General features: G+C 72.7%; 22 protein-coding genes and 3 pseudogenes. 15 read left to right on the plus strand and 10 right to left on the minus strand.

Going from position 1 to position 25,978, the window contains the following annotated elements; all coding sequences use genetic code 11:
- The 8 genes and pseudogenes from GTY56_RS38205 to GTY56_RS38240 form a co-directional block, all read left to right on the plus strand.
- Positions 1-224: pseudogene (locus tag GTY56_RS38205) on the plus strand (sugar ABC transporter substrate-binding protein); the annotation flags it as partial.
- Positions 221-1,711: a sugar ABC transporter ATP-binding protein gene (locus tag GTY56_RS38210; protein WP_161369849.1), complete on the plus strand. Its 1,491-nt coding sequence runs from the start codon at positions 221-223 to the stop codon at positions 1,709-1,711. The pseudogene GTY56_RS38205 and the gene GTY56_RS38210, both read left to right, overlap by 4 nt.
- Positions 1,704-2,729, plus strand: a complete 1,026-nt coding sequence (locus GTY56_RS38215; protein ID WP_161369850.1) for an ABC transporter permease — start codon at positions 1,704-1,706, stop codon at positions 2,727-2,729. Before GTY56_RS38210 ends, GTY56_RS38215 begins: the two co-directional genes overlap by 8 nt.
- A gap of 36 nt (positions 2,730-2,765) precedes the next feature.
- Positions 2,766-4,109 carry an enolase C-terminal domain-like protein gene (locus GTY56_RS38220; protein ID WP_161369851.1) on the plus strand — a complete coding sequence of 448 codons (1,344 nt, stop codon included), beginning with the start codon at positions 2,766-2,768 and terminating at the stop codon, positions 4,107-4,109.
- Positions 4,106-4,864 (plus strand): SDR family NAD(P)-dependent oxidoreductase, encoded by a 759-nt coding sequence (locus GTY56_RS38225; protein ID WP_161369852.1) that lies wholly within the window; start codon positions 4,106-4,108, stop codon positions 4,862-4,864. The genes GTY56_RS38220 and GTY56_RS38225 overlap by 4 nt, the downstream gene beginning before the upstream one ends.
- Positions 4,861-5,847, plus strand: coding sequence for an aldo/keto reductase (locus tag GTY56_RS38230; RefSeq protein ID WP_161369853.1), 987 nt, complete (start codon positions 4,861-4,863; stop codon positions 5,845-5,847). The genes GTY56_RS38225 and GTY56_RS38230 overlap by 4 nt, the downstream gene beginning before the upstream one ends.
- Complete coding sequence (locus tag GTY56_RS38235; RefSeq protein ID WP_161369854.1) at positions 5,844-6,161, plus strand: L-rhamnose mutarotase; 318 nt, start codon at positions 5,844-5,846, stop codon at positions 6,159-6,161. The genes GTY56_RS38230 and GTY56_RS38235 overlap by 4 nt, the downstream gene beginning before the upstream one ends.
- A complete protein-coding gene (locus GTY56_RS38240) occupies positions 6,158-6,991 on the plus strand; it encodes an amidohydrolase family protein (protein WP_161369855.1) in 834 nt (277 codons plus the stop codon). Before GTY56_RS38235 ends, GTY56_RS38240 begins: the two co-directional genes overlap by 4 nt.
- Here the strand turns inward: GTY56_RS38240 and GTY56_RS38245 are convergent.
- Complete coding sequence (locus tag GTY56_RS38245) at positions 6,979-8,400, minus strand: lipase maturation factor family protein (protein ID WP_161369856.1); 1,422 nt, start codon at positions 8,398-8,400, stop codon at positions 6,979-6,981. The two genes, GTY56_RS38240 and GTY56_RS38245, sit on opposite strands and share 13 nt — an antisense overlap.
- A gap of 143 nt (positions 8,401-8,543) precedes the next feature.
- On the opposite strand from GTY56_RS38245, the gene GTY56_RS38250 reads away from it, so the two are divergent.
- The 3 genes from GTY56_RS38250 (at position 8,544) to GTY56_RS38260 (ending at position 12,756) form a co-directional block, all read left to right on the plus strand.
- Positions 8,544-9,701: a DUF6777 domain-containing protein gene (locus tag GTY56_RS38250; protein ID WP_161369857.1), complete on the plus strand. Its 1,158-nt coding sequence runs from the start codon at positions 8,544-8,546 to the stop codon at positions 9,699-9,701.
- A gap of 81 nt (positions 9,702-9,782) precedes the next feature.
- Positions 9,783-11,870 carry a SpoIIE family protein phosphatase gene (locus GTY56_RS38255; protein ID WP_161369858.1) on the plus strand — a complete coding sequence of 696 codons (2,088 nt, stop codon included), beginning with the start codon at positions 9,783-9,785 and terminating at the stop codon, positions 11,868-11,870.
- Positions 11,871-11,892: 22 nt separating this feature from the next.
- Entirely contained in the window at positions 11,893-12,756 is an 864-nt protein-coding gene (locus GTY56_RS38260; RefSeq protein ID WP_161369859.1) for an Fpg/Nei family DNA glycosylase, read from the plus strand.
- A gap of 12 nt (positions 12,757-12,768) precedes the next feature.
- On the opposite strand, the gene GTY56_RS38265 is transcribed toward GTY56_RS38260, so the two are convergent.
- From GTY56_RS38265 to GTY56_RS38280, 4 genes are all read right to left on the minus strand, one after another.
- Complete coding sequence (locus GTY56_RS38265; protein WP_161369860.1) at positions 12,769-13,950, minus strand: SpoIIE family protein phosphatase; 1,182 nt, start codon at positions 13,948-13,950, stop codon at positions 12,769-12,771.
- A 110-nt stretch (positions 13,951-14,060) separates the two neighbouring features.
- On the minus strand, positions 14,061-14,717 hold the full coding sequence (locus tag GTY56_RS38270) for a zf-HC2 domain-containing protein (protein ID WP_161369861.1): 657 nt from the start codon (positions 14,715-14,717) through the stop codon (positions 14,061-14,063).
- A 151-nt stretch (positions 14,718-14,868) separates the two neighbouring features.
- Positions 14,869-15,381, minus strand: coding sequence for a hypothetical protein (locus GTY56_RS38275; RefSeq protein ID WP_161369862.1), 513 nt, complete (start codon positions 15,379-15,381; stop codon positions 14,869-14,871).
- A 153-nt stretch (positions 15,382-15,534) separates the two neighbouring features.
- On the minus strand, positions 15,535-16,080 hold the full coding sequence (locus GTY56_RS38280; protein WP_161369863.1) for a sigma-70 family RNA polymerase sigma factor: 546 nt from the start codon (positions 16,078-16,080) through the stop codon (positions 15,535-15,537).
- Positions 16,081-16,302: 222 nt separating this feature from the next.
- Here GTY56_RS38280 and GTY56_RS38285 point away from each other — a divergent pair, with 222 nt between their 5' ends.
- Positions 16,303-17,457: a CapA family protein gene (locus GTY56_RS38285; RefSeq protein WP_161369864.1), complete on the plus strand. Its 1,155-nt coding sequence runs from the start codon at positions 16,303-16,305 to the stop codon at positions 17,455-17,457.
- 119 nt (positions 17,458-17,576) lie between these two features.
- On the opposite strand, the gene GTY56_RS38290 is transcribed toward GTY56_RS38285, so the two are convergent.
- Positions 17,577-18,038 (minus strand): universal stress protein, encoded by a 462-nt coding sequence (locus GTY56_RS38290; RefSeq protein WP_161369865.1) that lies wholly within the window; start codon positions 18,036-18,038, stop codon positions 17,577-17,579.
- A 137-nt stretch (positions 18,039-18,175) separates the two neighbouring features.
- On the opposite strand from GTY56_RS38290, the pseudogene lysX reads away from it, so the two are divergent.
- Together lysX and GTY56_RS38300 are read left to right on the plus strand one after the other, a co-directional pair.
- A pseudogene (lysX, locus tag GTY56_RS38295) lies at positions 18,176-21,465 on the plus strand (bifunctional lysylphosphatidylglycerol synthetase/lysine--tRNA ligase LysX).
- A gap of 89 nt (positions 21,466-21,554) precedes the next feature.
- Positions 21,555-22,403, plus strand: coding sequence for a polysaccharide deacetylase family protein (locus GTY56_RS38300; protein ID WP_161369866.1), 849 nt, complete (start codon positions 21,555-21,557; stop codon positions 22,401-22,403).
- Between the two features lie 38 nt (positions 22,404-22,441).
- Here the strand turns inward: GTY56_RS38300 and GTY56_RS38305 are convergent, their stop codons facing one another.
- A complete protein-coding gene (locus GTY56_RS38305; RefSeq protein ID WP_161369867.1) occupies positions 22,442-23,110 on the minus strand; it encodes a class F sortase in 669 nt (222 codons plus the stop codon).
- Positions 23,111-23,461: 351 nt separating this feature from the next.
- Here GTY56_RS38305 and GTY56_RS38310 point away from each other — a divergent pair, with 351 nt between their 5' ends.
- On the plus strand, positions 23,462-24,028 hold the full coding sequence (locus tag GTY56_RS38310; protein WP_161369868.1) for a hypothetical protein: 567 nt from the start codon (positions 23,462-23,464) through the stop codon (positions 24,026-24,028).
- A 109-nt stretch (positions 24,029-24,137) separates the two neighbouring features.
- On the opposite strand, the gene GTY56_RS38315 is transcribed toward GTY56_RS38310, so the two are convergent.
- The 3 genes and pseudogenes from GTY56_RS38315 to GTY56_RS40220 all read right to left on the minus strand — a co-directional run.
- Positions 24,138-24,662 (minus strand): hypothetical protein, encoded by a 525-nt coding sequence (locus GTY56_RS38315; protein ID WP_161369869.1) that lies wholly within the window; start codon positions 24,660-24,662, stop codon positions 24,138-24,140.
- 225 nt (positions 24,663-24,887) lie between these two features.
- Positions 24,888-25,622: a bestrophin-like domain gene (locus GTY56_RS38320; protein WP_161369870.1), complete on the minus strand. Its 735-nt coding sequence runs from the start codon at positions 25,620-25,622 to the stop codon at positions 24,888-24,890.
- Positions 25,623-25,676: 54 nt separating this feature from the next.
- Positions 25,677-25,978, minus strand: a pseudogene (locus GTY56_RS40220) (hypothetical protein); the annotation flags it as partial.

The raw sequence follows: 25,978 nt of genomic DNA on the forward strand, positions 1-25,978 counted from the left end.
AGATCGACGCGACCGTCTCCCAGCCCGCCGACGCCTACGCCAAGTACGGCATGTACTACATCAAGGCGGCGATGCAGGGGAAGCGGTTCAAGCCGGGCCCGACCGACCACGACTCGACCATCGTCAAGCTGCCCAGCGGCATCCTGGAGGACCAGCTGCCCGCCCCGCTGGTCACCAAGGACAACGTCGACGACCCGAAGCTGTGGGGCAACACGGTCCAATGAGCACCCCACTTGCCGAGGCACGGGGCATCGTCAAACGCTACGGCCCCACCACCGCTCTCGCCGACGGACGGCTCACCGTCCTGCCGGGCGAGTCCCACGCCCTCGTCGGCCGCAACGGAGCCGGCAAGTCGACCCTGGTCCGCATCCTCACCGGCCTCCAGGCACCCGACGAGGGCACCGTCCGCTTCGACGGCGAGCCCGCGCCCCCGCTCACCGACCGGGACGCCTGGCGCCGCAAGGTCGCCTGCGTCTACCAGCACCCGACGGTCGTCCCCGAACTGACCGTCGCCGAGAACCTGTTCATCAACCGGCAGCCGCTGCACCGGGGTTTCATCAGCTGGCGCCGCCTGAAGTCCGAGGCGGCCACCCTCCTCGACACCTGGGACGTGCGCGTCGACCCCGGGATCCGCACGGCCGACCTCAAGGTCGAGGACCGGCAGATGGTGGAGATCGCCCGGGCGCTGAGCTTCGGCGCCCGCTTCATCGTCCTGGACGAACCCACCGCCCAGCTCGACAACCGCGAGATAGAACGCCTCTTCACCCGCATGCGGGCCCTCCAGGACTCGGGCGTCACCTTCCTGTTCATCTCCCACCACCTCCAGGAGGTGTACGAGGTCTGCCAGACCGTCACCGTCCTGCGCGACGCCCGCTGGATCACCACCGCGCCGGTCGCCGACCTCCCGCGCCAGGCGCTGGTGGAGGCCATGGCGGGGGAGACGGTCGCCGAGACGGCCGAGCGGCAGCGGGCCGTCGACGCCGCGGGTCCCGTGCTCCTCGACGTCCGCGGCCTGCGTTCGGCCGCCTACGAGAACATCGACCTCACCGTCCGTCGCGGGGAGGTCGTCGGACTCGCCGGGTCCAGCGCCAGCGGCAAGACCGAGCTGGCCGAGACGCTGGCCGGGCTGCACACGCCCACCGGCGGGACGGCCCGGCTGGACGGAGCTCCGCTCCCGTTCGGCGACGTCCGCGGAGCCCTCGAAGCGGGGATCGGCCTCGTGCCCCGCGACCGGCACCAACAGGGCCTGGTCTTCGGCATGTCCATCGGCGACAACGCCACCCTCAGCGTCCTGGAACGGCTCGGCCGCTTCGGGTTCGTCGGCACCGAACGCAGACGCGGTGTCGCCACCGGGCTGATCGAACGGCTCGACATCCACGCGGAGGGCCCCGAGCAGCCCGTCTCGGACCTGTCGGGCGGCAACGCGCAGAAGGTCGTCATGGCCAGGGCCCTCGCCTCCGACCCACGGCTCCTGATCCTGGTCAACCCCACCGCGGGCGTCGACGTGAAGTCCAAGGAGTCCCTGCTCGCCCGCGTCGACAGCGCCCGCGAGGACGGCACCGCCGTGCTCGTCGTCTCCGACGAACTCGACGACCTCAGGCGCTGCGACCGGGTCCTCGTGCTCTTCCACGGCCGTGTCGTCGCCGAACACCGGGCGGGCTGGCGCGACCACGAGCTCATCGCCTCCATCGAAGGAGTGGACCATGGCTGACACCAAGGCCCCGCCGGTGAAGCCGGTGCTCGTGACCGGCACCGGGCAGGCGCGGACGGTGCTGTTGCGCAGGGCGCGCGAACTGGCCCTCGTACCGGCCCTGTTGCTGCTCATGGTGCTCGGCACGATCGTCAACGACTCGTTCCTCACCGAGCGCAACCTGATCTCGATCCTCGGCGCCTCCGCCGCCCTCGCGATGGTCGTGCTCGCCGAGTCGCTCGTCCTCATCACCGGCAAGTTCGACCTGTCCCTGGAATCGGTCGTCGGTATCGCGCCCGCCGTCGGGGCGCTGCTCGTGCTGCCCGCCGCCCAGTCCGGCTGGGGTACCGGACTCCCCGCCGCCCTCGCCCTGCTCGCGGTGCTGGTCGCGGGCGCGGCCGTCGGCGCCTTCAACGGCGTCCTGGTGGTGAAGTTCAAACTCAACGCGTTCATCGTGACGCTGGCGATGCTGATCGTGCTGCGCGGCCTGCTGGTCGGGGCGACCAAGGGCAAGACGCTCTTCGGCATGCCCGACGGCTTCTACGCGCTGGCCACCACCACCTTCCTCACCGTGCCGCTGTCGGTGTGGCTCGCCGCGATCGCCTTCGCGGTCGCCGGTCTCGTCCTGAAGTACCACCGGGTCGGACGCGCCCTGTACGCCATCGGCGGCAACGCGGACGCGGCCCGGGCGGCGGGCATCCGCGTGGAGCGCGTCATGCTCGGCGTGTTCGTCGTCGCGGGCGTTCTCGCCGCGGTCGGCGGCATCATGCAGACGGGCTACGTCGGAGCGATCAGCGCCAACCAGGGCCAGAACATGATCTTCACGGTGTTCGCGGCCGCGGTGATCGGCGGCATCGCCCTCGACGGCGGCAAGGGCACCATGTTCGGCGCCCTCACCGGCGTACTCCTTCTGGGTGTCGTACAGAACCTGCTCACCCTCGCGCAGGTGCCGTCGTTCTGGATCCAGGCCATCTACGGCGGGATCATCCTGGTCGCCCTCATGATCGCCCGGGTCACCACGGGCCGTGCCCAGGACTGACTCCCCGCCTCCCCGCACCCGACCGAAAGGCCCTCCGTGTCCCCGACGCCCGCCCGCATCACCGCGGTCGACACCCACGACGTCCGCTTCCCCACCTCACGCGAGCTCGACGGCTCCGACGCGATGAACCCGGACCCCGACTACTCGGCGGCCTACGTCGTCCTGCGCACGGACGCGCCCGACGGGCACGAGGGGCACGGATTCGCCTTCACCATCGGGCGGGGCAACGAGGTGCAGGTCGCCGCGATCGAGGCACTGAGCGGGCACCTGGTCGGCCGGGACCTCGACGAACTGTGCGCCGACCCCTCCACCCTCAACCGCGACCTGATCGGCGACAGCCAGCTGCGCTGGCTCGGACCCGAGAAGGGCGTGATGCACATGGCGATCGGAGCCGTCGTCAACGCCGTGTGGGACCTGGCAGCCAAGCGCGCCGGTCGTCCGCTGTGGCGGCTGCTCGCCGAGGCGGACCCCGAATGGATCGTCCGCCAGATCGACTTCCGCTACCTCACCGACGCCCTCACCCCCGAGGAGGCCCTGACCCTCCTGCGCCGGGGCCGGCAGGGCGCGCAGGAGCGCACGGCCCGCCTGCTGGAGCGCGGCTACCCCGCCTACACCACCTCGCCCGGCTGGCTCGGCTACGACGACGCCAAACTGACCCGGCTCGCGTCCCAGGCCGTCGCCGACGGCTTCCGGCAGATCAAACTCAAGGTCGGCGCCGACCTCGACGACGACATCCGCCGCTGCCGCGTGGCGCGTTCGGTCATCGGGCCGGACGTCCGGATGGCCGTCGACGCCAACCAGCGCTGGGACGTCGACGAGGCGATCCGCTGGACCAAGGCCCTCGCCGAGTTCGACCCGTACTGGATCGAGGAGCCCACCAGCCCCGACGACGTCCTCGGCCACGCGGCGATCCGCCGGGCCGTCGCCCCCGTGAAGGTCGCCACGGGCGAACACGTGCAGAACCGGATCGTCTTCAAACAGCTCCTCCAGGCCGGCGCGCTCGACGTCGTCCAGATCGACGCGGCCCGCGTCGGCGGCGTCCCCGAGAACCTCGCCGTCCTGCTGCTCGCGGCCAAGTCCGGCGTACCGGTCTGCCCGCACGCGGGCGGCGTCGGCCTGTGCGAACTCGTCCAGCACCTGTCGATGTTCGACTACGTGGCCCTCACCGGCACCACCGACGACCGCGTCATCGAATACGTCGACCACCTGCACGACCACTTCCTCGACCCCGTGGTGATCCGCGAAGGTCACTACACGGCACCCACCGCGCCGGGCTTCTCGGCCGCCATGCGGCCCGAGTCGCTGGCGCGGTACACCTACCCGGGCGGCGCTTACTGGGCCGCCGACCTCGACGACACGAAGAGGGAGCAGGCCGAATGAGCGACTTCGAGGGTCTGACAGCCCTGGTGACGGGCGGCGCCTCCGGCATCGGCCGGGCCACAGCCGAGCTCCTCGCCGAGCGCGGCGCCCAGGTCGCCGTGCTCGACCTGGACCCGTCGACCGTCGGCAAGCCGCTGCTCGCCCACCGCGCGGACGTCACCGACGACGCGTCCGTGCGCCAGGCCGTCACGGCCGCGGTCGCCGGCCTCGGCGGCACCCTCGACGTCCTCGTGAACAACGCGGGCATCGGCGCCCGGGGGACCGTCGAGGACAACGCCGACGACGAGTGGCACCGCGTCTACGACGTCAACGTGCTCGGCATGGTGCGCACCACCCGCGCCTGTCTGCCCCACCTGCGCGCCTCCGGACACGCGGCGATCGTCAACACCTGCTCCATCGCCGCCACCGCGGGCCTGCCGCAGCGCGCCCTGTACAGCGCGACCAAGGGCGCTGTGTACTCCCTCACCCTCGCCATGGCCGCCGACCACGTCCGCGAGGGCATTCGCGTCAACTGCGTCAACCCGGGCACCGTCGACACCCCGTGGGTCGGCCGGCTCCTCGACGCCGCGCCCGATCCGGCCGCCGAACGGGCCGCCCTGGAGGCCCGCCAGCCCACCGGCCGGCTGGTCTCCGCGGCCGAGGTCGCGGGCGCGATCGCCTACCTGGCGAGCCCCCTGTCCGGCGCCACCACCGGCACCGCCCTCGCCGTCGACGGCGGCATGCAGGGCCTGCGGCTGCGCCCGGAGGCCCGGTGAACCGGCTCGGCCGCAGCGGCGTCGAGGTCAGTGCCCTGTCCTTCGGCGCCGCCGCCATCGGCAACCTGTACACGGAGGTCGGCGAGGAGCAGGCGCACGAAGCCGTGGACGCCGCCTGGCAGCGGGGCATCCGCTACTTCGACACCGCACCGCACTACGGCCTCGGTCTGTCCGAACGACGTCTGGGCACCGCCCTGCGCGAGCGCCCCCGCGACCGGTACACGATCTCCACCAAGGTGGGCCGCCGCCTGGAGCCCTCGGACGGCACCGGCGACGACCCGGCCGGCGGCTTCGCCGTGCCCGCGACCCACCGCCGCGTGTGGGACTTCAGCGCCGACGGCGTACGCCGCACTCTGGAGGCCAGCCTGGCACGCCTCGGCCTCGACCGGGTCGACGTCGTCTACCTCCACGACCCGGACGACCATGCCGAAGAGGCCTTCCGGGAGGGCTATCCGGCCCTGGAGAAGCTCCGCTCCGAGGGCGTGGTCGGCGCGATCGGCGCGGGGATGAACCAGGCGGAGATGCTCACCCGCTTCGTCCGGGACACCGACGTCGACGTGGTGCTGTGCGCCGGCCGCTACACCCTGCTGGACCAGAGCGCTCTCACCGGCCTGCTGCCCGCGGCCCAGGAGCGCGGCATCTCCGTCGTCATCGGCGGCGCCTTCAACTCCGGCCTGCTGGCGAACCCCAGACCCGGCGCCACCTACAACTACACCGCCGCCCCCTCCGAGCTGGTGGAGAGGGCCCTGCGGCTGAAGTCCGTCGCCCACCGCCACGGCACCACGCTGCGCGGCGCCGCCCTGGCCTTCTGCGCGGCCCACCCGGCCGTCGCCAGCGTCCTCGTCGGCGCCCGCTCCGCTCACGAAGTGCGCGACTGCGCCCACCAGTTCGCAGCCCGGGTACCGGCCGGGTTCTGGCAGGACCTGCGCGACAGGGGCCTGCTGCCCGCCGACGCACCGATTCCGGCCGAGGAGCCGTCATGAGAGTCGCCCTGCACACCAAGGTCCGCGCCGACCGCGTCGCGGAGTACGAGGCCGCCCACCGGGAGGTCCCGGAGGAACTCACCGACGCCATCCGCGCCGCAGGCGCCACCTCCTGGACGATCTGGCGCAGCGGAACGGACCTGTTCCACCTCCTGGAGTGCGAGGACTACGCCCGCCTCCTCGCCGAACTGGAGAAGCTGCCGGTCAACGTCGCCTGGCAGGCCCGTATGGCCGAACTGCTGGAGGTCGTGCACGACTACTCCGGCGACGGCGCGCATGCCGGCCTGCCCGTCGTCTGGGAGCTGCCGTCATGACCGTGGTCGACGCCCACCACCACGTGTGGGACCTGTCCGTACGGGACCAGGACTGGATCACCGGCCCCGAACTCGCCCCGCTGCGCCGCGACTTCACGGTGCAGGACTTCGCATCCGAGGCCGGAGCGGCCGGAGTGGACCGCACGGTCCTCGTCCAGACCGTCACCGTTGCCGAGGAGACCCCGGAGTTCCTCGCCCTGGCCGACGGGCACGACCTGATCGCGGGCGTCGTCGGCTGGACCGACCTCACCCGCCCCGACGTCGCCGACGAACTCGCCCGGCTGCGTGAACTGCCGGGCGGGCGGTACCTCAAGGGCATCCGCCACCAGGTCCAGGGCGAGTCCGACCCCGCGTGGCTGCTGCGCCCGGACGTCCGGCGCGGACTGGCCGCGGTCGCCGACGCCGGACTGGTCTACGACCTCGTCGTCCTGCCCCACCAGCTCCCGGCCTGCGTCCGGGCGGCAGCCGACCTGCCCGGCCTCACCTTCGTCCTCGACCACCTGGGCAAACCGCCCATCGCCTCCGGCGCCCTCGAACCCTGGGCGTCCGGCCTGCGCGCCCTGGCCGCGCTGCCGAACACGGCCGCCAAGCTGTCCGGCCTGGTCACCGAGGCCGACCTCGCCTCCTGGACCGTCGAGGACCTGCGCCCCTACGCCGACGTGGCTCTGGAGGCCTTCGGGCCCGGCAGGCTGATGTACGGCTCGGACTGGCCGGTGTCCACCCTTGCGGCGGCCTACGGAGACATCCTCGACGCCACGCGCCTGCTGACCGGCCCGCACGATCACCCGCAGATCTTCGGGACCACCGCCTCCCGCGTCTACGGTCTGTGAACCGGTCCCGCGAGACGGGTCGGCGGCAGGTACTCCCGCACGAAGGTCCGCTCCCAGCACGCGCCCGTCTCCCGCAGCTCGCGCCACGTCGTGTAGCGGTACCGGAACAGGCGGGCGCGCACGTACCGCGGGGGCTGGTCCTTCGGGAAGGGCGAGCGGCGCAGCAGCTTCAAGGTGTCCCGGTCGTTCTCCAGGAGCCGCTCCACCAGCGTGCCGAACCAGGCGTCTGCGTAGGCGGGGGAGAGGGCCGCGAACCACATCAGCCAGTCGAGCCGCAGGTGATAGGGCGCGAACTGGCGGGGCCAGCGCCGGGGATCGCCCGGCTTGCCCTTGAACGCGTACTCCCGCCAGTCCGAGTCCGCACGCGGTACGTCATCGCTGGTGCCCTCCACCACCACCTCGTAGCGCACCCGGCTCACGCTGCCGAACGCCCCGTAGGTGTTGACCAGGTGGAGCGGGTCGAAGGAGCGGTTCATGACCTGGCGGCGGGACAGCATGTTGCGCACCGGCCGGTAGCTGAGGCCCACCAGCAGCGCGGCCACCGCGAGGACCACCACCCCGAACCACAGGGGCGCTTCGGCGGCCTCGGGCGGGTCGACCGGGAAGCGCACCGCCGCCAGCGCCAGCACGATGGTGATCCAGTTCAGCCAGGAGAAGTTGCCCGACAGTACCAGCCACAGCTGGGTGACGATCATCAGTGACGCCGCGGCCGTCGCGACGGGCTGCGGGGTGAACAGCAGGAACGGCACCACGAGCTGGGTGACGTGGTTCGCGGCCACCTCGACGCGGTGCAGGGGCCGGGGCAGATGGTGGAAGAACCAGCTCAGCGGACCCGGCATGGGCTGGGTCTCGTGATGGTGGTCCAGGCAGGTGAGCTTGCGCCAGCACGCGTCGCCGCGCATCTTGATCAGCCCCGCGCCGAACTCCACCCGGAACAGGATCCACCGCAGCAGGAACAGCACCACGACCGGCGGCGCCACCTCGTCGTTGCCGAGGAACACGGCGAGGAAGCCGACCTCCAGCAGCAGTGACTCCCAGCCGAACGAGTACCAGGTCTGCCCCACGTTGACGATCGACAGGTACAGCACCCACGGCACCAGCCACAGCAGCATGGCGCCCCACAGCGGGAGCAGCGAGTCCAGCCCGGCCAGCAGCGCCGCCGCCACCGCGCAGCCCGCCCAGGCGCAGAGCGCGAAGAAGCGGTCCGAGTAGTGCCACTGGAACAGGCTCGGCGCCCGCCTGAACGGCATCCGCGCCACGAAGCGCGGCACGGGCAGCATGCCGCGCCGCCCGATCAGCGGACGGAACTGGAGGGCCGCCGTCAGGAACGCCACCAGGTACACGGCGGCCAGCGCCTTCTGGAAGACCAGCCGGGTCAGCCAGTAGTCGGATGCGGTGAACCACTCCACGTCCGTGTGCTCCTCCTCTTCGTGCGGCGCTGAGCCCGCCGTCACGCTCCGTGTACCGCCGCTCCGGTTGCGTAACCCGAGTGAGCGAAGCAAACAATAGTGACGAGGGGCCGGAAACGGGCCGAGGTGAGCGGGAGGGCGAGGTGCGGACACCCACCGGGACGTTCCTCCTGGCCTGCGTGCTCTCGGCGGTGCTCCTCCTCTCGGGCTGCGACGGCACCACCGGTCGCGGCGGCACTCCCGGCCTGGGCGACGACGCGGGCAGCGGCACCGGTGGTGAACTCCTCCTCCAGCCGGCAGCCGATCCGGGACCCGACCCCTTCACGGATTCCACGGCCCTCACGGCGGCTACCCCGTCCCCCGCCCGGCGAACGCCGGGCGGGCCGCGGTCCCTCTCCGGGGCAACGCCCGGCCTGTACGGCGGCACCGAGCGGACCGGCAGCTGCGACATCGGCCGGCAGATCGGCCGGCTGACCCGCGACCCCGCCCGTGGCCGCGCCTTCGCCGAGGCCGCGGGCATCTCCTCGGTGTCCGTGCCCGATCACGTGCGCGCGCTGACGCCGGTCGTCCTGCGCGCCGACACCCGCGTCACCGGCCACGGCTTCCGGGCCGGACGGCTCACCCGTCACCAGTCCGTCCTCCAGGCCGGCACCGCGGTCCTCATCGACGACCGCGGCCTGCCGCGCCTGCGCTGCGCCTGCGGCAACCCGCTCCGCCCTCCGGTGGCGCAGCGCGGCACGCCGGTCACCACGGGCACGCCCTGGCCGGGCTACCGACCCGGCGAGGTGATCGTCGTGACCCCCGCCCCGCGGGCCGTCACCGGCTTCACGATCATCGACAGCGGCTCCCGGGCCTGGATCGAACGCCGCACCGGCCACGACGTGCGTCACGACCGGGCCCTGCCCCCGCCGGCCCGGGCCACCCACCCACCGCGGCCGTCCCGGACCCCGGAACCGGGCCCCGGCACCCGCAGCCCGTCCCCCCGGGACGCCACGGCCGACACGAGCCTCCCGGAAACGGAAACGGAAGCGGAAGCGGAAACGGAAGCGGAAACGGACACCGACCCGCCCGTCGACACCGGCGGCGCGGACACGGACGTCGGCACGCCCGTACCCCCGGGTGTGGAGACCGCCCCGCCTCCGGGCCGGCCGGCCGGCCCGGAGGATCCCGGCGGCCCGGACCCGGTGGGACCCGACGCCGTCCCGGACCACCCCGATCCGCCCGACGGCGCCGGGCTCATCCCCGACGACCGGGCCGCCGAACACATCCCCGACAGCTCCACAAACGTCTTCACCGACTGAGGGCCGGTCCGGCGGAACGGCTCGTAGACTCGGCACATCCATCCGGTCGAAGAATCGGACGAATCCTGGCAAGGTGGGCCCATGGCTGATCGGGGAGCGAGCGCCCTGTCCCTCCCGGACGACTGGCCCGCCCACCCGGACCCGATCCTCGTGCTCAACCGGATGGGCAGCTTCGACTGGGATCTGGACACCGGCCTGATGCAGATGGACGCCCAGGCCCACGAAGTCTTCGACGTGCGCGCCGACGAGTACGACGGTCATCCCGAGACCCTCGCCAAGCGCGTCCCGCCCGACGAGTCCCGGCGCCTGGACACCGCGGTCTCCCAGGCACTCAAGGACGGCAGCGAGAACTACGGCGCCTACTTCCGCATCCGGCGACGCGACGGCACCCTGCGCTGGACCCACACCCAGGGCTACATCCGGCGCGACGACACCGGGCGCCCCCGCCGCATCATCGGCATCATCCGGGACGCCACCCAGGAACTCGGCGAGAGCGCCGCCCGCCGCGACCAGGCCGCCCAGGACGAGGCCCGCCGCTGGCAGACCAGTGTCGTCGAACTCACCACGGCCGCCCTCGCCCACGCCCGCACCGTCCAGGACGTCATCGACGTCCTCAAGGACACCCACGGCCTCACCCACCTGGGCGCGGCCAGCCTCGTCATGGGCCTGGTCGAAGCCGGTCGGATCCGTCTGGTCGCCGAGGGCCCCGCTGACAGCTTCGTGCCCGGCACCCGCGTCACCCGGATCGACGAGCCCTACCCGATGAGCGAGGCCGTCCGGACCCTCGGCCCGTGCTTCATCGAGTCCCCGCAGGAGTTCGCCGAGCGCTACCCGATCCTGTGGCCCCACATCACCGACCTGGAGATCACCTCGGCCGCCTACCTGCCGCTCATCGTCCAGGCCCGGCCGATCGGCGTGGTGGGGCTGCTCTACAGCGACCGGTACGGCTTCACGTCCGAGGAACGCAACATCCTCGTCGCCCTCGGCAGCAGCATCGCGCAGAGCCTGCAGCGGGCCATGTTCTACGAGCAGGAGATGGACCTCGCGCAGGGGCTCCAGCAAGCCATGCTGCCCCGGACCATCCCGAGCGTGCCCGGCGCCGACGTCGCCGTGCGCTACCGCGCCGCCACCATCGGCGGCTCCTTCGGCCGGGACATCGGCGGCGACTGGTACGACCTGATCCCGCTGCCCGGCGGCCGGGTCGGCGCCGTCATCGGCGACGTCCAGGGCCACGACACGCACGCGGCCGCCGTCATGGGCCAGCTGCGCATCGTGCTGCGCGCCTACGCCGCCGAGGGACACCCCCCGGCCACCGTCATGGCCCGGGCCTCCGTCTTCCTGCACGAACTCGACACCGACCGCTCCGCGACCTGCCTCTACGCCGAGGCCGACCTGACCACCGGCGTACTCCAGATGGTCCGGGCCGGGCACATCGACCCGCTGGTGCGGCACACCGACGGCTCCTGCCGCCGTGTCACCGTCCCCGGCGGACTGCCGCTCGGCCTGTCCGCCGAGTTCGGCCGCCTCGACTACCCCGTGGGCACCATAGAGCTCGACCCGGGCGACACCCTGCTGCTGTGCACCGACGGCCTGGTGGAGCAGCCCGGCGCCGACCTCGACGACGGCATGCGCACCCTCACCGCGCTCGTCGACACCGGCCCCGAGGACGTACGGGACCTGGCCGACCGGCTCATCGACGTGGCAGCCGAGCGGGGCGGCGACGACGATGTGGCGCTGCTCCTGCTGCGCCGCCGCGACCCGGACGGCACGCGGTCCGGCCGCCGGCTCCAGCGGCATGTGGCCCCCGGTGACCCGGGCGCCCTCTCCGAGGCCCGGCACATGATCCGCACCGCGGTCACCGGGTGGGGGGCGGGCGAGCGCGCCGACGAGATCGAACTGGTCGCCGACGAGCTGATCACCAACGCCCTGATGCACACCGAGGGCTCCGCGGTCGTCACGCTGCGGGCGTTCACCGGCTCGGAGCGCCGGCTGCGGGTCGAGGTCGAGGACTCCTCCAGCGCCCTGCCACGCCGCCGGGAGGCGGGCGACTCGGGCGTCTCCGGACGGGGCCTGCTCCTGGTCGAGCTGCTCACCGACGTGTGGGGCGTGGAGGCCCGGGGCGGCGGCAAGGCGGTGTGGTGCGAGTTCGTGGTGACCGGCCCCGGCTGACCGGGCGTGGCACTCTGGACCCATGCCGGAACTCCCCGAGGTCGAGGCGCTCAAGGACTTCCTGACCGAGCACCTCGTCGGCCACGAGATCGTGCGGGTGCTGCCCGTGGCGATCAGCGTCCTGAAGACGTACGACCCGCCCCTGTCCGCGCTGGAGGGCCACGAGGTCACCGCCGTGCGCCGGTACGGCAAGTTCCTCGACCTCGCGACCGCGGACGGCCCGCACCTCGTGACGCACCTGGCCCGAGCGGGCTGGCTGCACTGGAAGGACCGTCTCCCCGACGGCCCGCCCCGCCCCGGCAAGGGCCCCCTCGCGCTGCGCGTGGCTTTGGAGACCGGCGCCGGATTCGACCTCACCGAGGCCGGCACCCAGAAGCGGCTCGCGGTGTACGTCGTGGCCGACCCGCAGGAGGTCCCGGGCGTGGCCCGGCTCGGCCCCGATCCGCTCGCGGACGACTTCGGCGAGCGGCGCCTCGCGGAGCTCCTGGCCGGGGAACGGCGCCGGCTCAAGGGCGCGTTGCGCGACCAGAGCCTGATCGCGGGCGTGGGCAACGCCTACAGCGACGAGATCCTGCACGCGGCGAGGATGTCGCCGTTCAAGCTGGCGGCGTCGCTGAGCGAGGAGGAGACCGGGCGGCTGTACGCGGCCCTGCGCGACACGCTCACCGAGGCGGTCGAACGGTCCCGGGGCGTGGCGGCCGGGCGGCTGAAGGCCGAGAAGAAGAGCGGACTGCGCGTCCACGGCCGTACCGGCGAGCCCTGCCCGGTGTGCGGCGACACCATCCGCGAGGTGTCCTTCGCGGACTCCTCGCTCCAGTACTGCCCGACCTGCCAGACGGGCGGCAAGCCGCTCGCGGACCGCAGGATGTCCCGCCTGCTCAAGTGAGACGGGGCCCCGTCAGCGCGGTGGCGGTGTCCACTCGAACATCAGGATGGTCGCGTCGTCGCGCAGCCGGCTGGTGGGCGAGTCGAGGATGGAGTGGATGAGCCGCCGCAGCGTCTCGGGCGCCAGCTCGCCCGCGGCCATCGCCCGGATGATGTAGTCGGCGAACTGTTCGAGGCCGAACTCGGCGCCGTCACCGGTCCGGGCCTCGGTCACCCCGTCGGTGTACATCAGGACCCGGTCGCCGGGCTTCAGCGCGATCTCGTGCGTCTGCCGCTGCCGCCCGGCGAGCAGGGACGGCTGCCCCATCGGCGGATCGGGCTCGCGCAGCATGGCGTCGGTGTGCAGCCGCTGGTCGCGGATGAGCAGCGGGGTGGGGTGCCCGCAGTTGCTCCACCGCAGCACCCCGGACGCCAGGTCCAGCTGGGCCATCACACCCGTGCAGAACTGGTCGGGGAGCCAGTGCGCCAGGGCGTCGTCGACGCACTCGACCAGCTCGGGCAGGTCCGCCCCGGTCCGCCGGGCGTTGCGGCACGCGGCCAGCGCCACGGCCGTGGTGAGCCCGGAGGCCAGGTTGTGCCCCATGGCGTCGAGGACCGTGGCGTGCAGGGCCGTCTCCGTGAGGGAGTGGTCGAAGGCGTCGCCGCCGAGCTCGTAGGCCGGCTCCAGGACGGCCGTGGACACCACGTGGGCCGTGCCGATCGTGCGCGGCGGCAGGAAGGCCCGCAGCATCTCGGCGGGCAGCCGCATCGGCTCGGTGCGCGTACGCCGGACGAAGGAGTCCTTGTACGCCCGCTTCGACGTGATCATCATGGCGAGCAGCGTGGCGAGGGCCCGGCCGCGGCGCAGTACCCCCGGGGTCAGCGACGGGGACAGCACCGCGAGGACGCCGAGCCGCTCGGCGCCGTCCAGCAGGGGGATCCAGGCCGTCATGCCGCCCGTCTCGGACTCCTCGACCCGCAGCGACTGGGTGCGGTAGGTCCAGCCGGCGAGCGAGTCGTCGACGGGCAGGGACCGGGTCACGTCGGTGAGCGGCACGAGCCGGCGCTGCTGGAGGTCGGCCAGGTACACCACGGAGTGCTGGAGTCCGAGGGCCGCGGTGCAGCGGGCGACCGCGGCGGGCAGTTCCAGCGCCGAGGTCTCCGGGTCGGCGAGGAACTCCTCCAGACGACCGCCGCCGGTCTCTGCCGTCGCCACCTCGTCTCCCTCCGCCGTGACCGCGGGCACCCGGTGATCTCCCGGGTGCGTCGTCCAGCAGTCTCACACCGGGGCGGGGGGAGCGCCCGGCGACCGGGGCGGACGGATGGTCAGCTCGGCTGGAGTCTCCACAGGACCTCGCCGGAGGACGAGCGGATCTCGTAGCGGGCGATCTGCCCCGGATGCATGGAGGAGCTGGCCATCATCGTGTCGGGGTCGGCGTCGTGACCGGGCCCGTGCCAGCTGGTCGCGGTCTCCTCGGTGCCGTCGCGTCCGACGATGACCAGGTGGCAGGCGCGCGGCCCCGCGGCGTCCTTCACCTTCAGCTCGACCTGGCTGCCCGAGGCCTCGTCCGCCGTCGTGACCTGCGCCCACACCCCCGTCCGCGCGTCGGTCGCCGCGACCGTCCGGGGCTCCTCGGCGCTGCTGCCCTGGGCCATCATCGCGATGCCCGGTACGGACGCCGCGAAGACCACCGAGGCAGCCAGGGCGAACAGCAGACGCCTGCGTCCGGTCCGGCGCCGGGTCGCCACCTCGGCCAGCAGCCCGTCCAGCATGCGCGGACCGGGCTGCGCCATCGGGTGCACGAACCGGGGCGTGGAGCGCCGGTACAGCATCAACTGCCGTGTGGTGGCGCCGAATTCCGTCACCTCTGCAGCGCACCGAGGGCACTCCATGAGGTGGTCCTCGAAGCGGAAGGCCTCCGCCTCGTCCAGCACGCCGAGCGCGTAGGCCGCGACGTCGCGATGCCTCTCCAGGGACCTCATGCCGAATCCTCGTGCCGTTGGGTGCGGGTGGGGTTACTCCTTGCTCCCACCGGTACGGACCAGGCAGCGGAATCACTCAAGCCGGTGACACAATCGCAACCAAAGGATTCGGAGCCCTCCGGCTCCCGGATTGGTCCGGGGCCGCAGAAATCTAAAAAAGGTGGATGGCGAGGTGTCCCAGGGGCAGTCCGAGCTGCCAGGCGGGCGTCCAGACCTTCGGCCCGTCGTCCTCCCCGACCACGGGAGCACCGCCCGGAACCGCGTTCAGATCGGGTGCGAGCAGCTCCGTCTCCTGAAGCCAGCGCCAGGCCTCCTCCGCGAGGTCCAGGTCGGGTGCGGGGCCACCCGTCCGCGCGGCGCCCGCGGCGAGCTCGGTCAGCCGCTCGCGTACCCACTCCTGCCACGGCTGGTCGTACGCGGTCAGCGACAGCCACGTCTCCAACTGGGTGACGACCCGGATGCCGGACAGCTCCCCGTCGGTGTCGGACAGGAAGATGGTCAGCGCCAGGGCGTCCCGCCCGGCGCGGAACTCGAAGGACGTCGGCGGCATCAGATCGCCCGTCCGCAGCAGCTCGTCGGCGATGTACTCGGCGTACAACCACGCCATGGGAACGGTCAGTTCGCCGTCGGCGCCGTCCGTGCTCCCCTGCTCTCTGTCCAGCATCCCGTCCTGCCTTCCTCCGGTACGTGCGCGTTGCCCGACACCGGGCCCCCGGGGACGCTGAAGGCCCCCTCCGGAACACGGATGAGAACAGCCGATTACTCAACCGGGGTCATCGGCAAGGCGCTTTACGGAGGCTTGACCCATCCATTGGTTTCACCGCAGGTCGGCGGCGTAACCCGGTAGCACCCTGCGCAGGGCGCGCAGCGCGTAGTACGCGCGGGACTTCACCGTACCGGGCGGGATCCCGAGGGTTGCCGCCGCTTCCGCCACACTCGCCCCCTGGAAGTACACGAGCACCAGGACTTCACGGTGCTGTGGAGTGAGTGTCTTCACAGCCTGGCGGACGTCGAGCATCGCCGCGGCCCGCTCGGCGTGGTCGGAGATGACCCGCGCGTTCTCCAGCACCGCGTCCCCGACCTCGGGCGGACGGGCCTGGCGGGCCCGCCGGGCGTCGATCGCGAGCCGTCGCGCGACGGTCATCAGCCAGGGCCGTACGGAGTCGAAGTCGTCGGCGCGCAGGGCCTCGGGGTGCTGCCAGGCACGCACCAGCGTCTCCTGGACCAGGTCCTCCGCGCGCTGCCGGTCGCCGTCGCAGAGCCGCAGCAGCAACGCGAAGAGGGGCCGGCCGTGCTCCCGCTGCAATGCGGCGAGCTCGTGCTCGGCGGTCGTTCCGTCGGTGAGAGTGGATCCGGCCGTCATGGCCGTATGCCACCGCAGGGCGTGGCCCCGGCACAGGGCACGTACCCCGCTGTGCGGCGGACGGTCGATCGCGTCGACGAACGGTTCGACGAACGGTCGGGGTGCCCGGCCATGCGGGTGCCGGACGGGCTGATGAGCGTGTCGGAGCCGCGTGGGGCACCGAGAGCCTTCTTTCCTGATTGTGCGTAAATACGACCACAACGCCCACAGTGGGGTGAATGCATGCTCGCGCGCAGTCGACAGATCGCCCTGGCCCTGACCGTCGTCCTCGCCGCAGGCGCCGCCTGCCAGGCCCGCGGCCACGACAAGCCCGACCGTGGTCGCCCGGCACCGGCCGCCGCCGGGCCCCGCGGCTTCACACTCGTCGCCTCAGGTGACGTCCTCCCGCACAGCACGATCATCGACCGGGCCCGCTTCGACGCCGGCGGCACCGGCTACGACTTCCGGCCGATGCTGGCCGGGATCCGCTCCGTCGTCTCCCGCGCCGATGTGTCCCTGTGCCACATGGAGACCGTCTACGGCGCGGACGGCGTCTACACCGGCTACCCGACTTTCAAGTCCCCGCCGGAGGTGGCCCGGGCCCTCGCCGCCACCGGCTACGACGGCTGCTCCACCGCCTCCAACCACACCCTGGACGACGGCGCCGAGGGCATCCGCCGCACCCTCGACGCCCTCGACCGGGCAGGGGTCCGGCACGCCGGATCGGCCCGCACCGAGCAGGAGGCACGCACGGCGACGGTCCTGCGGGCCGGCACGGCCACGGTCGCCCATCTCGCCTACACCTACGACACCAACGGCTTCCCCCTCCCGGACGGGCAGCCGTGGGCCGTCAGCCTCATCGACGAGGCCAGGATCGTCGAGGACGCCCGGGCCGCACGCCGGGCGGGCGCCGACGTCGTCGCGGTGTCCCTGCACTGGGGCACCGAGTGGCAGGACGCCCCCGACGACCGGCAGTTGACCCTGGCCCGGACCCTCACCGCCGCACGCACCGGGGACCGCCCCGACATCGACCTGATCCTCGGCACCCACGCACACGTGCCCCAGGCCTACGAGAAGGTCAACGGCACCTGGGTGATCTACGGCATGGGGGACCAGATCGCCGGCGAGATGACCAACCACCAGGGCGCCAAGGACCCGCGGGGCAACCAGTCCACCCTGGGCCGCTTCACCTTCGCCCCGCCCGCACGGCCCGGCGAGCGCTGGAAGGTGACGAAGGCGGAGTTCGTCCCTCAGCTGTTCGACGTCGACGCGGGCCGGGTCGTCAACCTCAACCGGGCGATCGCGCAGGGCGCCGACGTCCGGGCCGTCCGCGACCGCATCCGTGACGTCGTGCTCAGCCGCGGCGCGGCCGGGGACGGGCTGGTGATGGGGGAGTAGCCCCGCTCCGGCTGCCGGAGCCCCGCGGACACCTGACGGCGGCTCGCGAAGGGCGGGCCGCGCACCAGCGGCCCGCCGGCACGGCCCCGGGCGGTCACGGCCCGCCCGGGCGTCACCCGCTACGGCACCACCGTCACCGGCCACCGCCCCGCCTTCACCAGGCGCACCGCCACCGAGCCGACGATGCGGTGGCCCGCCTGCTCCGAGGCGCCGACCACCACCGCGTCCGCCTTGAGTTCGTCGGCCGCCGTCACCAGGCCGTTGAAGGGATCGCCGCGGAGCGTATGGAACTCCCAGCGGACCTCGAACATCCCCTTGAGCCGCTCGGCCGCCTCCCGGATCTGCGCCATCAGGTCCTCGGCGATCTCGTCCGTCGTATCCGCCACCGGCGCCCCCAGCGCCGCGCCCGCGGCCAGCACCGGCTGCACGTACACCACGGCGAGCAGCGCGTGCTGCCGGCGGGCCAGGCCTGCGGCGTAGGCCGCGGCCCGCAGGGAGGAGTCGGAGCCGTCCACCCCGACCACGATCACCTTGGGCCCGTCCGTGCCCCGCTCGAACCGATGGGCGTGCTGTTCCGTCACGCCGCGAGGCTATCGGAACCCGCACGTCCGGCTGCCGGGCGGGACGGGCCGCCGGGCGAAGCCACGGGGTTCCTGTGCCGCACGGGGCGAGAGCGCTCGACGGGCGACAAGGCGCGGGTGTTCCTAGAGTCGAAAGCATGAGCGTCATCGCGGACCCCGGGACGGCCGAGGACACCTCAGGACCGATACGGCCGCCCCACCGGGCGCACGGCTTCCTGAGCCGGGTACCGCAGGGCTTCGCCGTCTTCTTCGGGGCCCTCGGACTGCTCTGCGCCCTGCTGGCGCTGATCCCCCCGCTGCGCACCGGCCTGCGCCCTCTCGTCCGCTTCCTGGACCTGCTGCTCGTTCCGGTCAGCGCCAACCTCGCCTACGCGGTCTTCCTGTTCCTGCTCGCCGCCGCGACCGGCGCCCGCAAGAAGATCGCCTGGTGGCTGGTCGTCGTCTACCTGGGCCTGCTGGTCCTGACCGACATCCTCGGCATGGCCGTCGGCGAGTTCGCCGAGTCCGTCCCGTCCTTCATCGTGTGCGGCCTCGCCCTGGTCCTGCTGATCCACGCCCGCAAGGAGTTCTACGCCGCCTCCCGCCGCGCCGCCGTCCGCCGGGCCCTGGCCGTCCTGGTGGCGGGCCTGGTCCTGGCGATCCTGGTCGGCTGGGCCCTGGTCGAGGCGTTCCCGGGCAGTCTGCCGAGCGGCGAGCGCCTGGCCTGGGCCGCGAACCGGGTCTGCGGCGGCCTGGTGCCCGCCGGCTCCTTCGACGGCCGCCCGCCGCACGCCCTGTTCTTCCTGCTCGGCCTGTTCGGCGCACTCGCCCTGCTGAACGCCGCCGCCACCCTGTTCCGCTCCCAGCGGCTGGAAGCGGCCCTGCACGACGACGAGGAGACCCGCATCCGCGCCCTCCTCGGCCGCTACGGCGACCAGGACTCCCTCGGCTACTTCGCCACCCGCCGCGACAAGGCCGTCGTCTTCTCACCCAGCGGCAAGGCGGCCGTCACCTACCGCGTCGAGGCCGGGGTGTGCCTGGCCGGCGGAGACCGGTGGGCGACCGGGAGGCCTGGCCGCACGCGATCGCCGCCTGGCAGGAGGTGGCCCGCCGCCACGCCTGGGTCCCGGCGGTGGTGGGGGCCTCCGAGGAGGGCGCCCGGGCCTTCGTCCGCGCCGGGCTCGGTGCGCTCCAGCTGGGTGACGAGGCGATCCTGCACGTCCTCGACTTCGACCTCGACGGCCGCGACATGCGCGTCACCCGCCAGGCCGTCAACCGGATCCGCCGCAGCGGCGTCACCTGCCGGGTCCGCCGCCACTCCACGCTCTCCGAGGAGGAGATGCGCCGGCTCGTCGAACGGGCCGACGCCTGGCGCGACACCGAGACCGAACGCGGCTTCTCCATGGCCCTGGACCGCCTCGGCGACCCCGCCGACGGCGACTGCCTCCTCGCCGAGGCCCTCGACCGGGACGGCCGGCTCCTGGCGATCCAGTCCTTCGTGCCCTGGGGCAAGGACGGCGTGTCCCTGGACCTGATGCGCCGTGACCGCGCCGCCCCCAACGGCGTCATGGAGTTCATGGTCGCCGAACTGTGCGCCGCCGCCCCGAAACTCGGCGTGCGCAAGGTGTCCCTGAACTTCGCCGTGTTCCGCTCCGTGTTCGAAGAGGGCGCCCGCATCGGGGCCGGACCCGTGCTCCGCCTCTGGCGCCGCCTGCTGCTGTTCTTCTCCAAGTGGTGGCAGCTGGAAGCCCTGTACCGCTCCAACGCCAAGTACCACCCCGAGTGGTACCCCCGGTTCCTCTGCTACGCGGAGGCCGCCTCCCTCGCCCGGGTCGGTCTCGCCTCCGGCATCGCCGAGGGCTTCGTCTCCGTACCGTCCATGCGCACGTTGTGGGGCAAGGGAAAGGGGCACCCGAAGGGCGGGCAGCGCCCCGCCACGACGGCGGGGCTGCCGTCGTTGGCGGCGCTCGGCCTCGCCGGAGGGGACGGGACCGAGCCCGCCGACCCCCTCTCCCGTCTGTCCGACCAGGTCCGCGTCCGGCACCGCACGCTCGACCGGCTGCGCGCCGACGGCACCGACCCCTACCCGGTGGCCGTCCCGGCCCGCACCCACACCCTCGCCGAGGTCCGGCCGGGCGAGCAGGTCACCGTCGCCGGCCGGATCATGCTGCTCCGCGACTTCGGCGGCATCGTCTTCGTCGTCCTGCGCGACTGGTCGGGCGACCACCAACTCGCCCTCACCCGCGACCGCTCCGGCCCCGCCCTGGACCGCTTCACAGCCGACACCGACATCGGCGACCACATCAGCGTCACCGGCGAGGCGGGCGTCAGCGACAAGGGCGAGCCGACCGTCTTCGTCACCTCCTGGCAGCTCACCGGCAAGTGCCTGCGCCCGCTGCCCGACAAACGCCGCGGGCTGGCCGACCCGGAGGCCAAGGTCCGCCGCCGCTACCTCGACCTGGTCGCGAGCCCCGACGCCCGCCAGGTGGTCCGCGCCCGCTCCACCGCCGTCCAGGCCCTGCGCCAGGGCCTGCTGGAACGCGGCTATCTGGAGGTCGAGACCCCGATGCTCCAGCAGATCCACGGCGGCGCCAACGCCCGCCCCTTCACCACCCACATCAACGCCTACGACCTCGACCTGTATCTGCGCATCGCTCCCGAGCTGTATCTGAAGCGGCTGTGCGTCGGCGGCCTGGAGAAGGTCTTCGAGATGGGGCGCACCTTCCGCAACGAGGGCGTCTCCTACAAGCACAATCCCGAGTTCACGATGCTGGAGGCCTACCAGGCCTTCGCCGACTACGACGTGATGCTCGACCTGGTCCGTGAACTGATCCAGGGCGCCGCGACCGCCGCCTTCGGCACCCCCGTCGCCCACAAGGACGGCAAGGAGTACGACATCTCCGGCCAGTGGCCCGTCAAGACCGTCTACGGTGCCATCGGCGAGGCCCTCGGAGAGGAGATCCACCCCGGCACGGAACTGCCGGAGCTGCTGCGCCTGTGCGACCGAGCCGGCGTTCCGTACACCGCCGACGACGGCCACGGCGACGTCGTCCTGGAGATGTACGAGCGGCTCGTCGAGGAGAAGACCCGGTTGCCCACCTTCTACAAGGACTTCCCCACCGACGTCTCCCCGCTCACCCGGCAGCACCGCACCGACCCGCGCCTCGCCGAACGCTGGGACCTCGTCGCCTTCGGCACCGAACTCGGCACCGCCTACTCCGAACTCACCGACCCCGTCGAGCAGCGCCGCCGGCTGACCGCCCAGTCCCTGCTCGCCGCCGGGGGCGATCCCGAGGCGATGGAGCTCGACGAGGACTTCCTCGACGCCCTCGAATACGCCATGCCGCCCACCGGCGGCCTCGGTATCGGCGTGGACCGGCTCGTCATGTTCCTCACCGGACTGACGATCCGCGAGACCCTGCCCTTCCCCCTGGTGCGCCGCCGCTGACCCACCTGCGTGGGCCGAACGGGTGAAAGTGTGCCGCCACACCGGTGTTGCTCGCGTGCGTCGGCCTTCCGCCGGGCGACTGATGAGTCATGAAGAAGGATCAGTTGCTCTCCCGGCTGCTCACCCGGCGCCGGGCGTTGATCGCGGGGGCCGGCGCCGTGGGGGCGGCCGCCACGGCCGGAGTGGTCACGGCTGTCACCGCGGACGGGACCGTCACCTCCTCCGCCCCGGCCGCGGGCCCCCAGACCCGCCGCCTCGTCAAGTCCTCCGCGTACCGGTTGCAGCCGCTGACCGGCTACGGCCCGCCGCGCGCCGCGCCCCGGCGGACCCTGGTGCGCCGCGAACCGTTGCTGCGGGTGTCCGGCCGGGGCCGCACCATGGTGCTGACCTTCGACGACGGCCCCGACCCCCGCTACACCCCGGACATCCTGGACACCCTGGCCGAGTACGACGTGCGCGCGATGTTCTTCGTGTGCGGCGAGATGGTCGCCGGCGGCCGGAGAATGCTGGCCAGGATGGCCGACGAGGGCCACGTCGTGGGGAACCACACCTGGTCCCACCCGTTGCTCACCCGCCTCACCCGCCGGCAGATCCGCTCGGAGATGGAACGCACCTCCGACGTCATCGAGGACGCCTACGGGGAGCGCCCCGAGTGGTTCCGCGCGCCCTACGGAGCCTGGAACCGCGCCGCCCTCCAGATCGGCGCCGAACTGGGCATGGAGCCGCTCGCCTGGACGGTCGACACCCTCGACTGGACCACCCCCGGGGCCCGTTCCATCGCGAACCGGGTCGAACGCGGCGCCGCCCCCGGCGTCGTGGTGCTCGCCCACGACGCCGGGGGCGACCGCTCGCAGAGTGTGCGGGCCCTGCGGCGCTACCTCCCCGAACTGCTGGACTCCGGGTACCACGTCACGGTGCCCCGGCGGCACTACGCGTAAGGACACCGTGGGGCTTTCGCCCGCCCGGCCGGGAACGCTCAGCGCACCTCGACCAGGCGGGCGAAGGCGACGACGTTCCCCGCATATCCGTCCTGCTTGGAGAAACCGCCGCCGCAGGTGATGACCCGCAGTTCCGCCGCGCCCTTGGACGCGTAGACACGGTCACCGGGGAAGTTGTCCTTCTCGAACACCTCGACGCCGTAGATCTCGAATGCGGCGGTCTTTCCGTCCTGCCGGGCGACCTCGACGCGATGTCCCTGCTTCAGGGCCCCGAGCCCGTAGAAGACGGCAGGGCCCTGCTGGTTGTCGACATGGCCGACCACGACCGCCGTGCCCTTCTCGCCGGGGGTGACGGCACCGGTGAACCAGCCGGCCAGGTTGGGGTCCTCCGGCGGCGGTGCACCGACCCAGCCGTCCGCGTCCAGCCCGACGGGGATGATCGGCGCGTCGACCTGGATCGCCGGGATCCGGACCCGGTCCGGGAGGGCGTAGGGCAAGGGCCGCACGGTCCCGGCGAAGGTACCGCCCGGTACCCGGCTGTCGGCAGCGGCCGCGGTCGCCGGCTGCGGCGGGCCCTCGTCGAACTCCCCCGAACCGTTCCGGATGAGCGCGAGGCCGGTCAGCAGAACCAGCGCTATCACACCCCATGGGGCGCGCTTCCTGGGCCGGGCCTCCTCTTCCGCCAGGGCCAGCTCGGACGCAGACATTCGCCATCCCCTCTCGACGCGGCCGTCGCCGTGTCCATCGCGCATAGCGACACGCTAAGTGGCGTGCGGGAAACCGGCGACGGGGCGGCGGCGAACGGGTGGCCGGGGGAGGCGCGGGGCGGTACGGCGACATGCGGTGCGCCATCCGAGTTGCCGCCGCGAAGATATTTCTGACGGTCCGTGACCTGCGGTGATATCCGGTTGCGCGGTTTTCCCCCACCGCCTTTTCTCACCAGGACGGACCATTCCCGAAATGCGGCTCGGGGCACGGCAACTGACTGTCGTTCTGGGAGGCGCTTTCTCGCCGATCGACCGGGGACGGGTCCCGGGGCGTCTTCCGCGGAGGTTCACATGCGTAACACTCGTGCCCTGGCGGTCGCCGGCGCAGCGGTCGCCGCCCTCGGCCTCTCCGCCCCCGCGGCCGTCGCGTGGGACACGCCCAGCAACATCACCGCCCTGCCCAGCGTGATCGCCCGCGGCGGCCAGCTGACCATCACGGTCGACGGCTGCCGCAACGGCGGCACGGCGACGTCCAGCGCGTTCTCGCCGACGCAGCTCTCGCCGGTCAGCGGCGGTGGCGGTGGCGGTGGCGGTGGCGGAAAGGGCAACGAGGGCAACCGGGGCGGCGGCGGCAACGACGCCGGCAGCGGCGGCGGCAGCGGGACCGCGCGGGGCACCGCCATCATCAACAGCAACGCCCGACCGGGGCCCTACGACATCACGGTCGACTGCAACGGCAGGCGGATGACCAAGCCGCAGGCCTTCACCGTCATCGGCGGTGTCCGCGGCGGTATCGGCGGCAGCAGCACCACCGGTGCGACGCCGACCGACGTGGCCATCGGCGGCGGTCTCGTGGCCGCGGCCGTGGTCGGCGGCGGTGTCTTCTGGATGCGCCGCCGTGCCGAGCGGAACATCTGACGCCCTCGCCGCACGCTTCTTCGACGCGCCGTCACCTCGCACGTGATCGGTCTTCGCCCCGGCTCTCCCCATCGGTGAGCCGGGGTGAAGACCTGCGGTGCGGGAGGAGTCAGCCGGCGTCCTCGTCGGTGCGGCGGCGCGCGAAGTGGTAGGCGACACCGAGCGACCCGGTGATGAGCGCGGCGCCGAGGCCGATCTCCTTGAGGTCGAATCCGGCGATGGTGCCGCCCTCCCCGGCGTGCACCCCCTTGTGGGGGTGGCGCGTCGGGTGATGGGTCGGGTGGTGGGTCGGGCGGCCTCCCGCGATCGTCAGGTGCGCGGTGCCGCTCGACTCGTCACACTCGAACTCCACGTCGTACACGGCACCGGGCTTGGCGTCCCAGTCGACGGTGGCCGTCGCCCAGGACTCCTGCGGCGGGATCGTGACCAGGTCGAAGACCGGTGAGTTGACCGCCGCCTCGCCCTGGCAGGCCTCGTTGCGGACCACCCGCAGGGTGACGTCGCCCCCGGCCCTGACGGTGGAGGGTTCGACGCTGAAGCCGAAGTCGGTCCGGATCGCCGCGTCGGCGGGCACGCAGGAGGTGAGGGCGCCGGCGCCCAGCAGTACGGCCGAAGCGAGGCATATCGCGCGCATGGTGGATCCTCCGGGTCCCCGAGGAGCAATCGCGGACCTGTTCCGCTCACGTCACAAATGCACCTCGATGCCCGAAACGCTAAGAAAGCACGCGGGGCGGCGCGATCGCTGTAGTGCGAATGGGGCACGGGTGTGGGCCGCCCGGGGGACCACCCGCCCTGCGGCCGGGGGACGGCGACGGCGTGTCGCGCGCCCCCCGGCCGGACGGTGTGGTGCGAGGCGTCGTCAGTCCCCGATGCCCGGGAAGAGGTTCAGGAACGGATCGGCCGAGGCTGTCACGCCCCTGCTGTAGGGAGAGTCGAAGTCCCAGATCAGGAACAGCAGGAAGGCGATCAGCGCCGAGAACAGCCCGGCCAGCACCAGCTCGCGTGTGGTTCTGCGGATCTGCAACGCGAAGATCATCCCGATGGTGACGACGGCCCCGGCGATCAGCCCGAACCACACCACGCCCGGCATCGTCTCCCCGGTCGACTCCGCCCGGGCGATCCGCGCCTGGCTCGCGGCGGTCACCTGGTCCATCAACGGCTGGTAGGCCTGGGCCTCGAAGTCCGTCACCGGCTCGTAGTCGGTGACGTCCTGGCGGATCCGCTCGAAGAGCCGGGCGCCGCGCTCGGTGACCGCGCCCTCGTCGGCCATCGTGTCCCACTCGGTGGTCACGACATGGCTGACATACGTCCGGATGTCGTCCCGGATGCGGTCGCGTTCTTCCGCCGGATAGACCCTCACCCGCTCCGAGATCTCGTGCAGCGCGGCCGCCTCGGCCTGGACGTGGTCCTGTGCGGCGCTGCGCCCTTCCCAGACACCGGCGATCGCCAGGCCCAGGACGATGGCGTAGACCACGCCGATCCACATCGTCATGTACTCGATGACGTCCGGAGTCTCACTGGGGTCCTCGTCCTCGGGCGCCGCGCGGTGGCGTACGAAGGTGATGACGACCACCACGGCACAGGCGGCCAGCATCGCGAGGGTGAGAACAAGCCATTCCGGCAAGGGGTACCTCCAGGGCTTCAGGGATCAGCGCGCGCGCAGCGCGGCGACGGCCACCACCGCGGGCACCGTGACGAGCAGGACGAAGGTGAGCGGCGACAGCGTGCCGTTCGCCGGCCGTGGCCGGGGCGGGGCGGCGCGATAGCGCGGGTAGTGCACGGGCGCCGCGGACGGACCCGGTGCGGGGGTGGCCGACGGGGCGGGTGCCGGGGGAGCGGGTGCCGGGGGTTCGGGCACCGGCGGCACGGGCGCCGGAACCGGCGGGGGCGTGGCCGGCGCCGGTCGTCGCGCGGGCGGTGGCTCGGGCGGCGGTGGCGTGGGTCTGGCCG

The organism is Streptomyces sp. SID5643 (genome assembly GCF_009872555.1).
Taxonomy (GTDB): domain Bacteria; phylum Actinomycetota; class Actinomycetes; order Streptomycetales; family Streptomycetaceae; genus Streptomyces; species Streptomyces iakyrus.

Excerpts from the sequence above, each read along its gene's own strand:
- GTY56_RS38285 (WP_161369864.1), top strand. The coding sequence starts at position 16,303 with ATGCTCGCGCGCAGTCGACAGATCGCCCTGGCCCTGACCGTCGTCCTC.
- GTY56_RS38270 (WP_161369861.1), bottom strand. The coding sequence starts at position 14,717 with ATGAGGTCCCTGGAGAGGCATCGCGACGTCGCGGCCTACGCGCTCGGC.
- GTY56_RS38320 (WP_161369870.1), bottom strand. The coding sequence starts at position 25,622 with ATGCTGGCCGCCTGTGCCGTGGTGGTCGTCATCACCTTCGTACGCCAC.
- GTY56_RS38235 (WP_161369854.1), top strand. The coding sequence starts at position 5,844 with ATGAGAGTCGCCCTGCACACCAAGGTCCGCGCCGACCGCGTCGCGGAG.
- GTY56_RS38300 (WP_161369866.1), top strand. The coding sequence starts at position 21,555 with ATGAAGAAGGATCAGTTGCTCTCCCGGCTGCTCACCCGGCGCCGGGCG.
- GTY56_RS38240 (WP_161369855.1), top strand. The coding sequence starts at position 6,158 with ATGACCGTGGTCGACGCCCACCACCACGTGTGGGACCTGTCCGTACGG.
- GTY56_RS38315 (WP_161369869.1), bottom strand. The coding sequence starts at position 24,662 with ATGCGCGCGATATGCCTCGCTTCGGCCGTACTGCTGGGCGCCGGCGCC.
- GTY56_RS38225 (WP_161369852.1), top strand. The coding sequence starts at position 4,106 with ATGAGCGACTTCGAGGGTCTGACAGCCCTGGTGACGGGCGGCGCCTCC.
- GTY56_RS38280 (WP_161369863.1), bottom strand. The coding sequence starts at position 16,080 with ATGACGGCCGGATCCACTCTCACCGACGGAACGACCGCCGAGCACGAG.
- GTY56_RS38305 (WP_161369867.1), bottom strand. The coding sequence starts at position 23,110 with ATGTCTGCGTCCGAGCTGGCCCTGGCGGAAGAGGAGGCCCGGCCCAGG.
- GTY56_RS38210 (WP_161369849.1), top strand. The coding sequence starts at position 221 with ATGAGCACCCCACTTGCCGAGGCACGGGGCATCGTCAAACGCTACGGC.
- GTY56_RS38255 (WP_161369858.1), top strand. The coding sequence starts at position 9,783 with ATGGCTGATCGGGGAGCGAGCGCCCTGTCCCTCCCGGACGACTGGCCC.
- GTY56_RS38310 (WP_161369868.1), top strand. The coding sequence starts at position 23,462 with ATGCGTAACACTCGTGCCCTGGCGGTCGCCGGCGCAGCGGTCGCCGCC.
- GTY56_RS38275 (WP_161369862.1), bottom strand. The coding sequence starts at position 15,381 with ATGCTGGACAGAGAGCAGGGGAGCACGGACGGCGCCGACGGCGAACTG.
- GTY56_RS38215 (WP_161369850.1), top strand. The coding sequence starts at position 1,704 with ATGGCTGACACCAAGGCCCCGCCGGTGAAGCCGGTGCTCGTGACCGGC.
- GTY56_RS38260 (WP_161369859.1), top strand. The coding sequence starts at position 11,893 with ATGCCGGAACTCCCCGAGGTCGAGGCGCTCAAGGACTTCCTGACCGAG.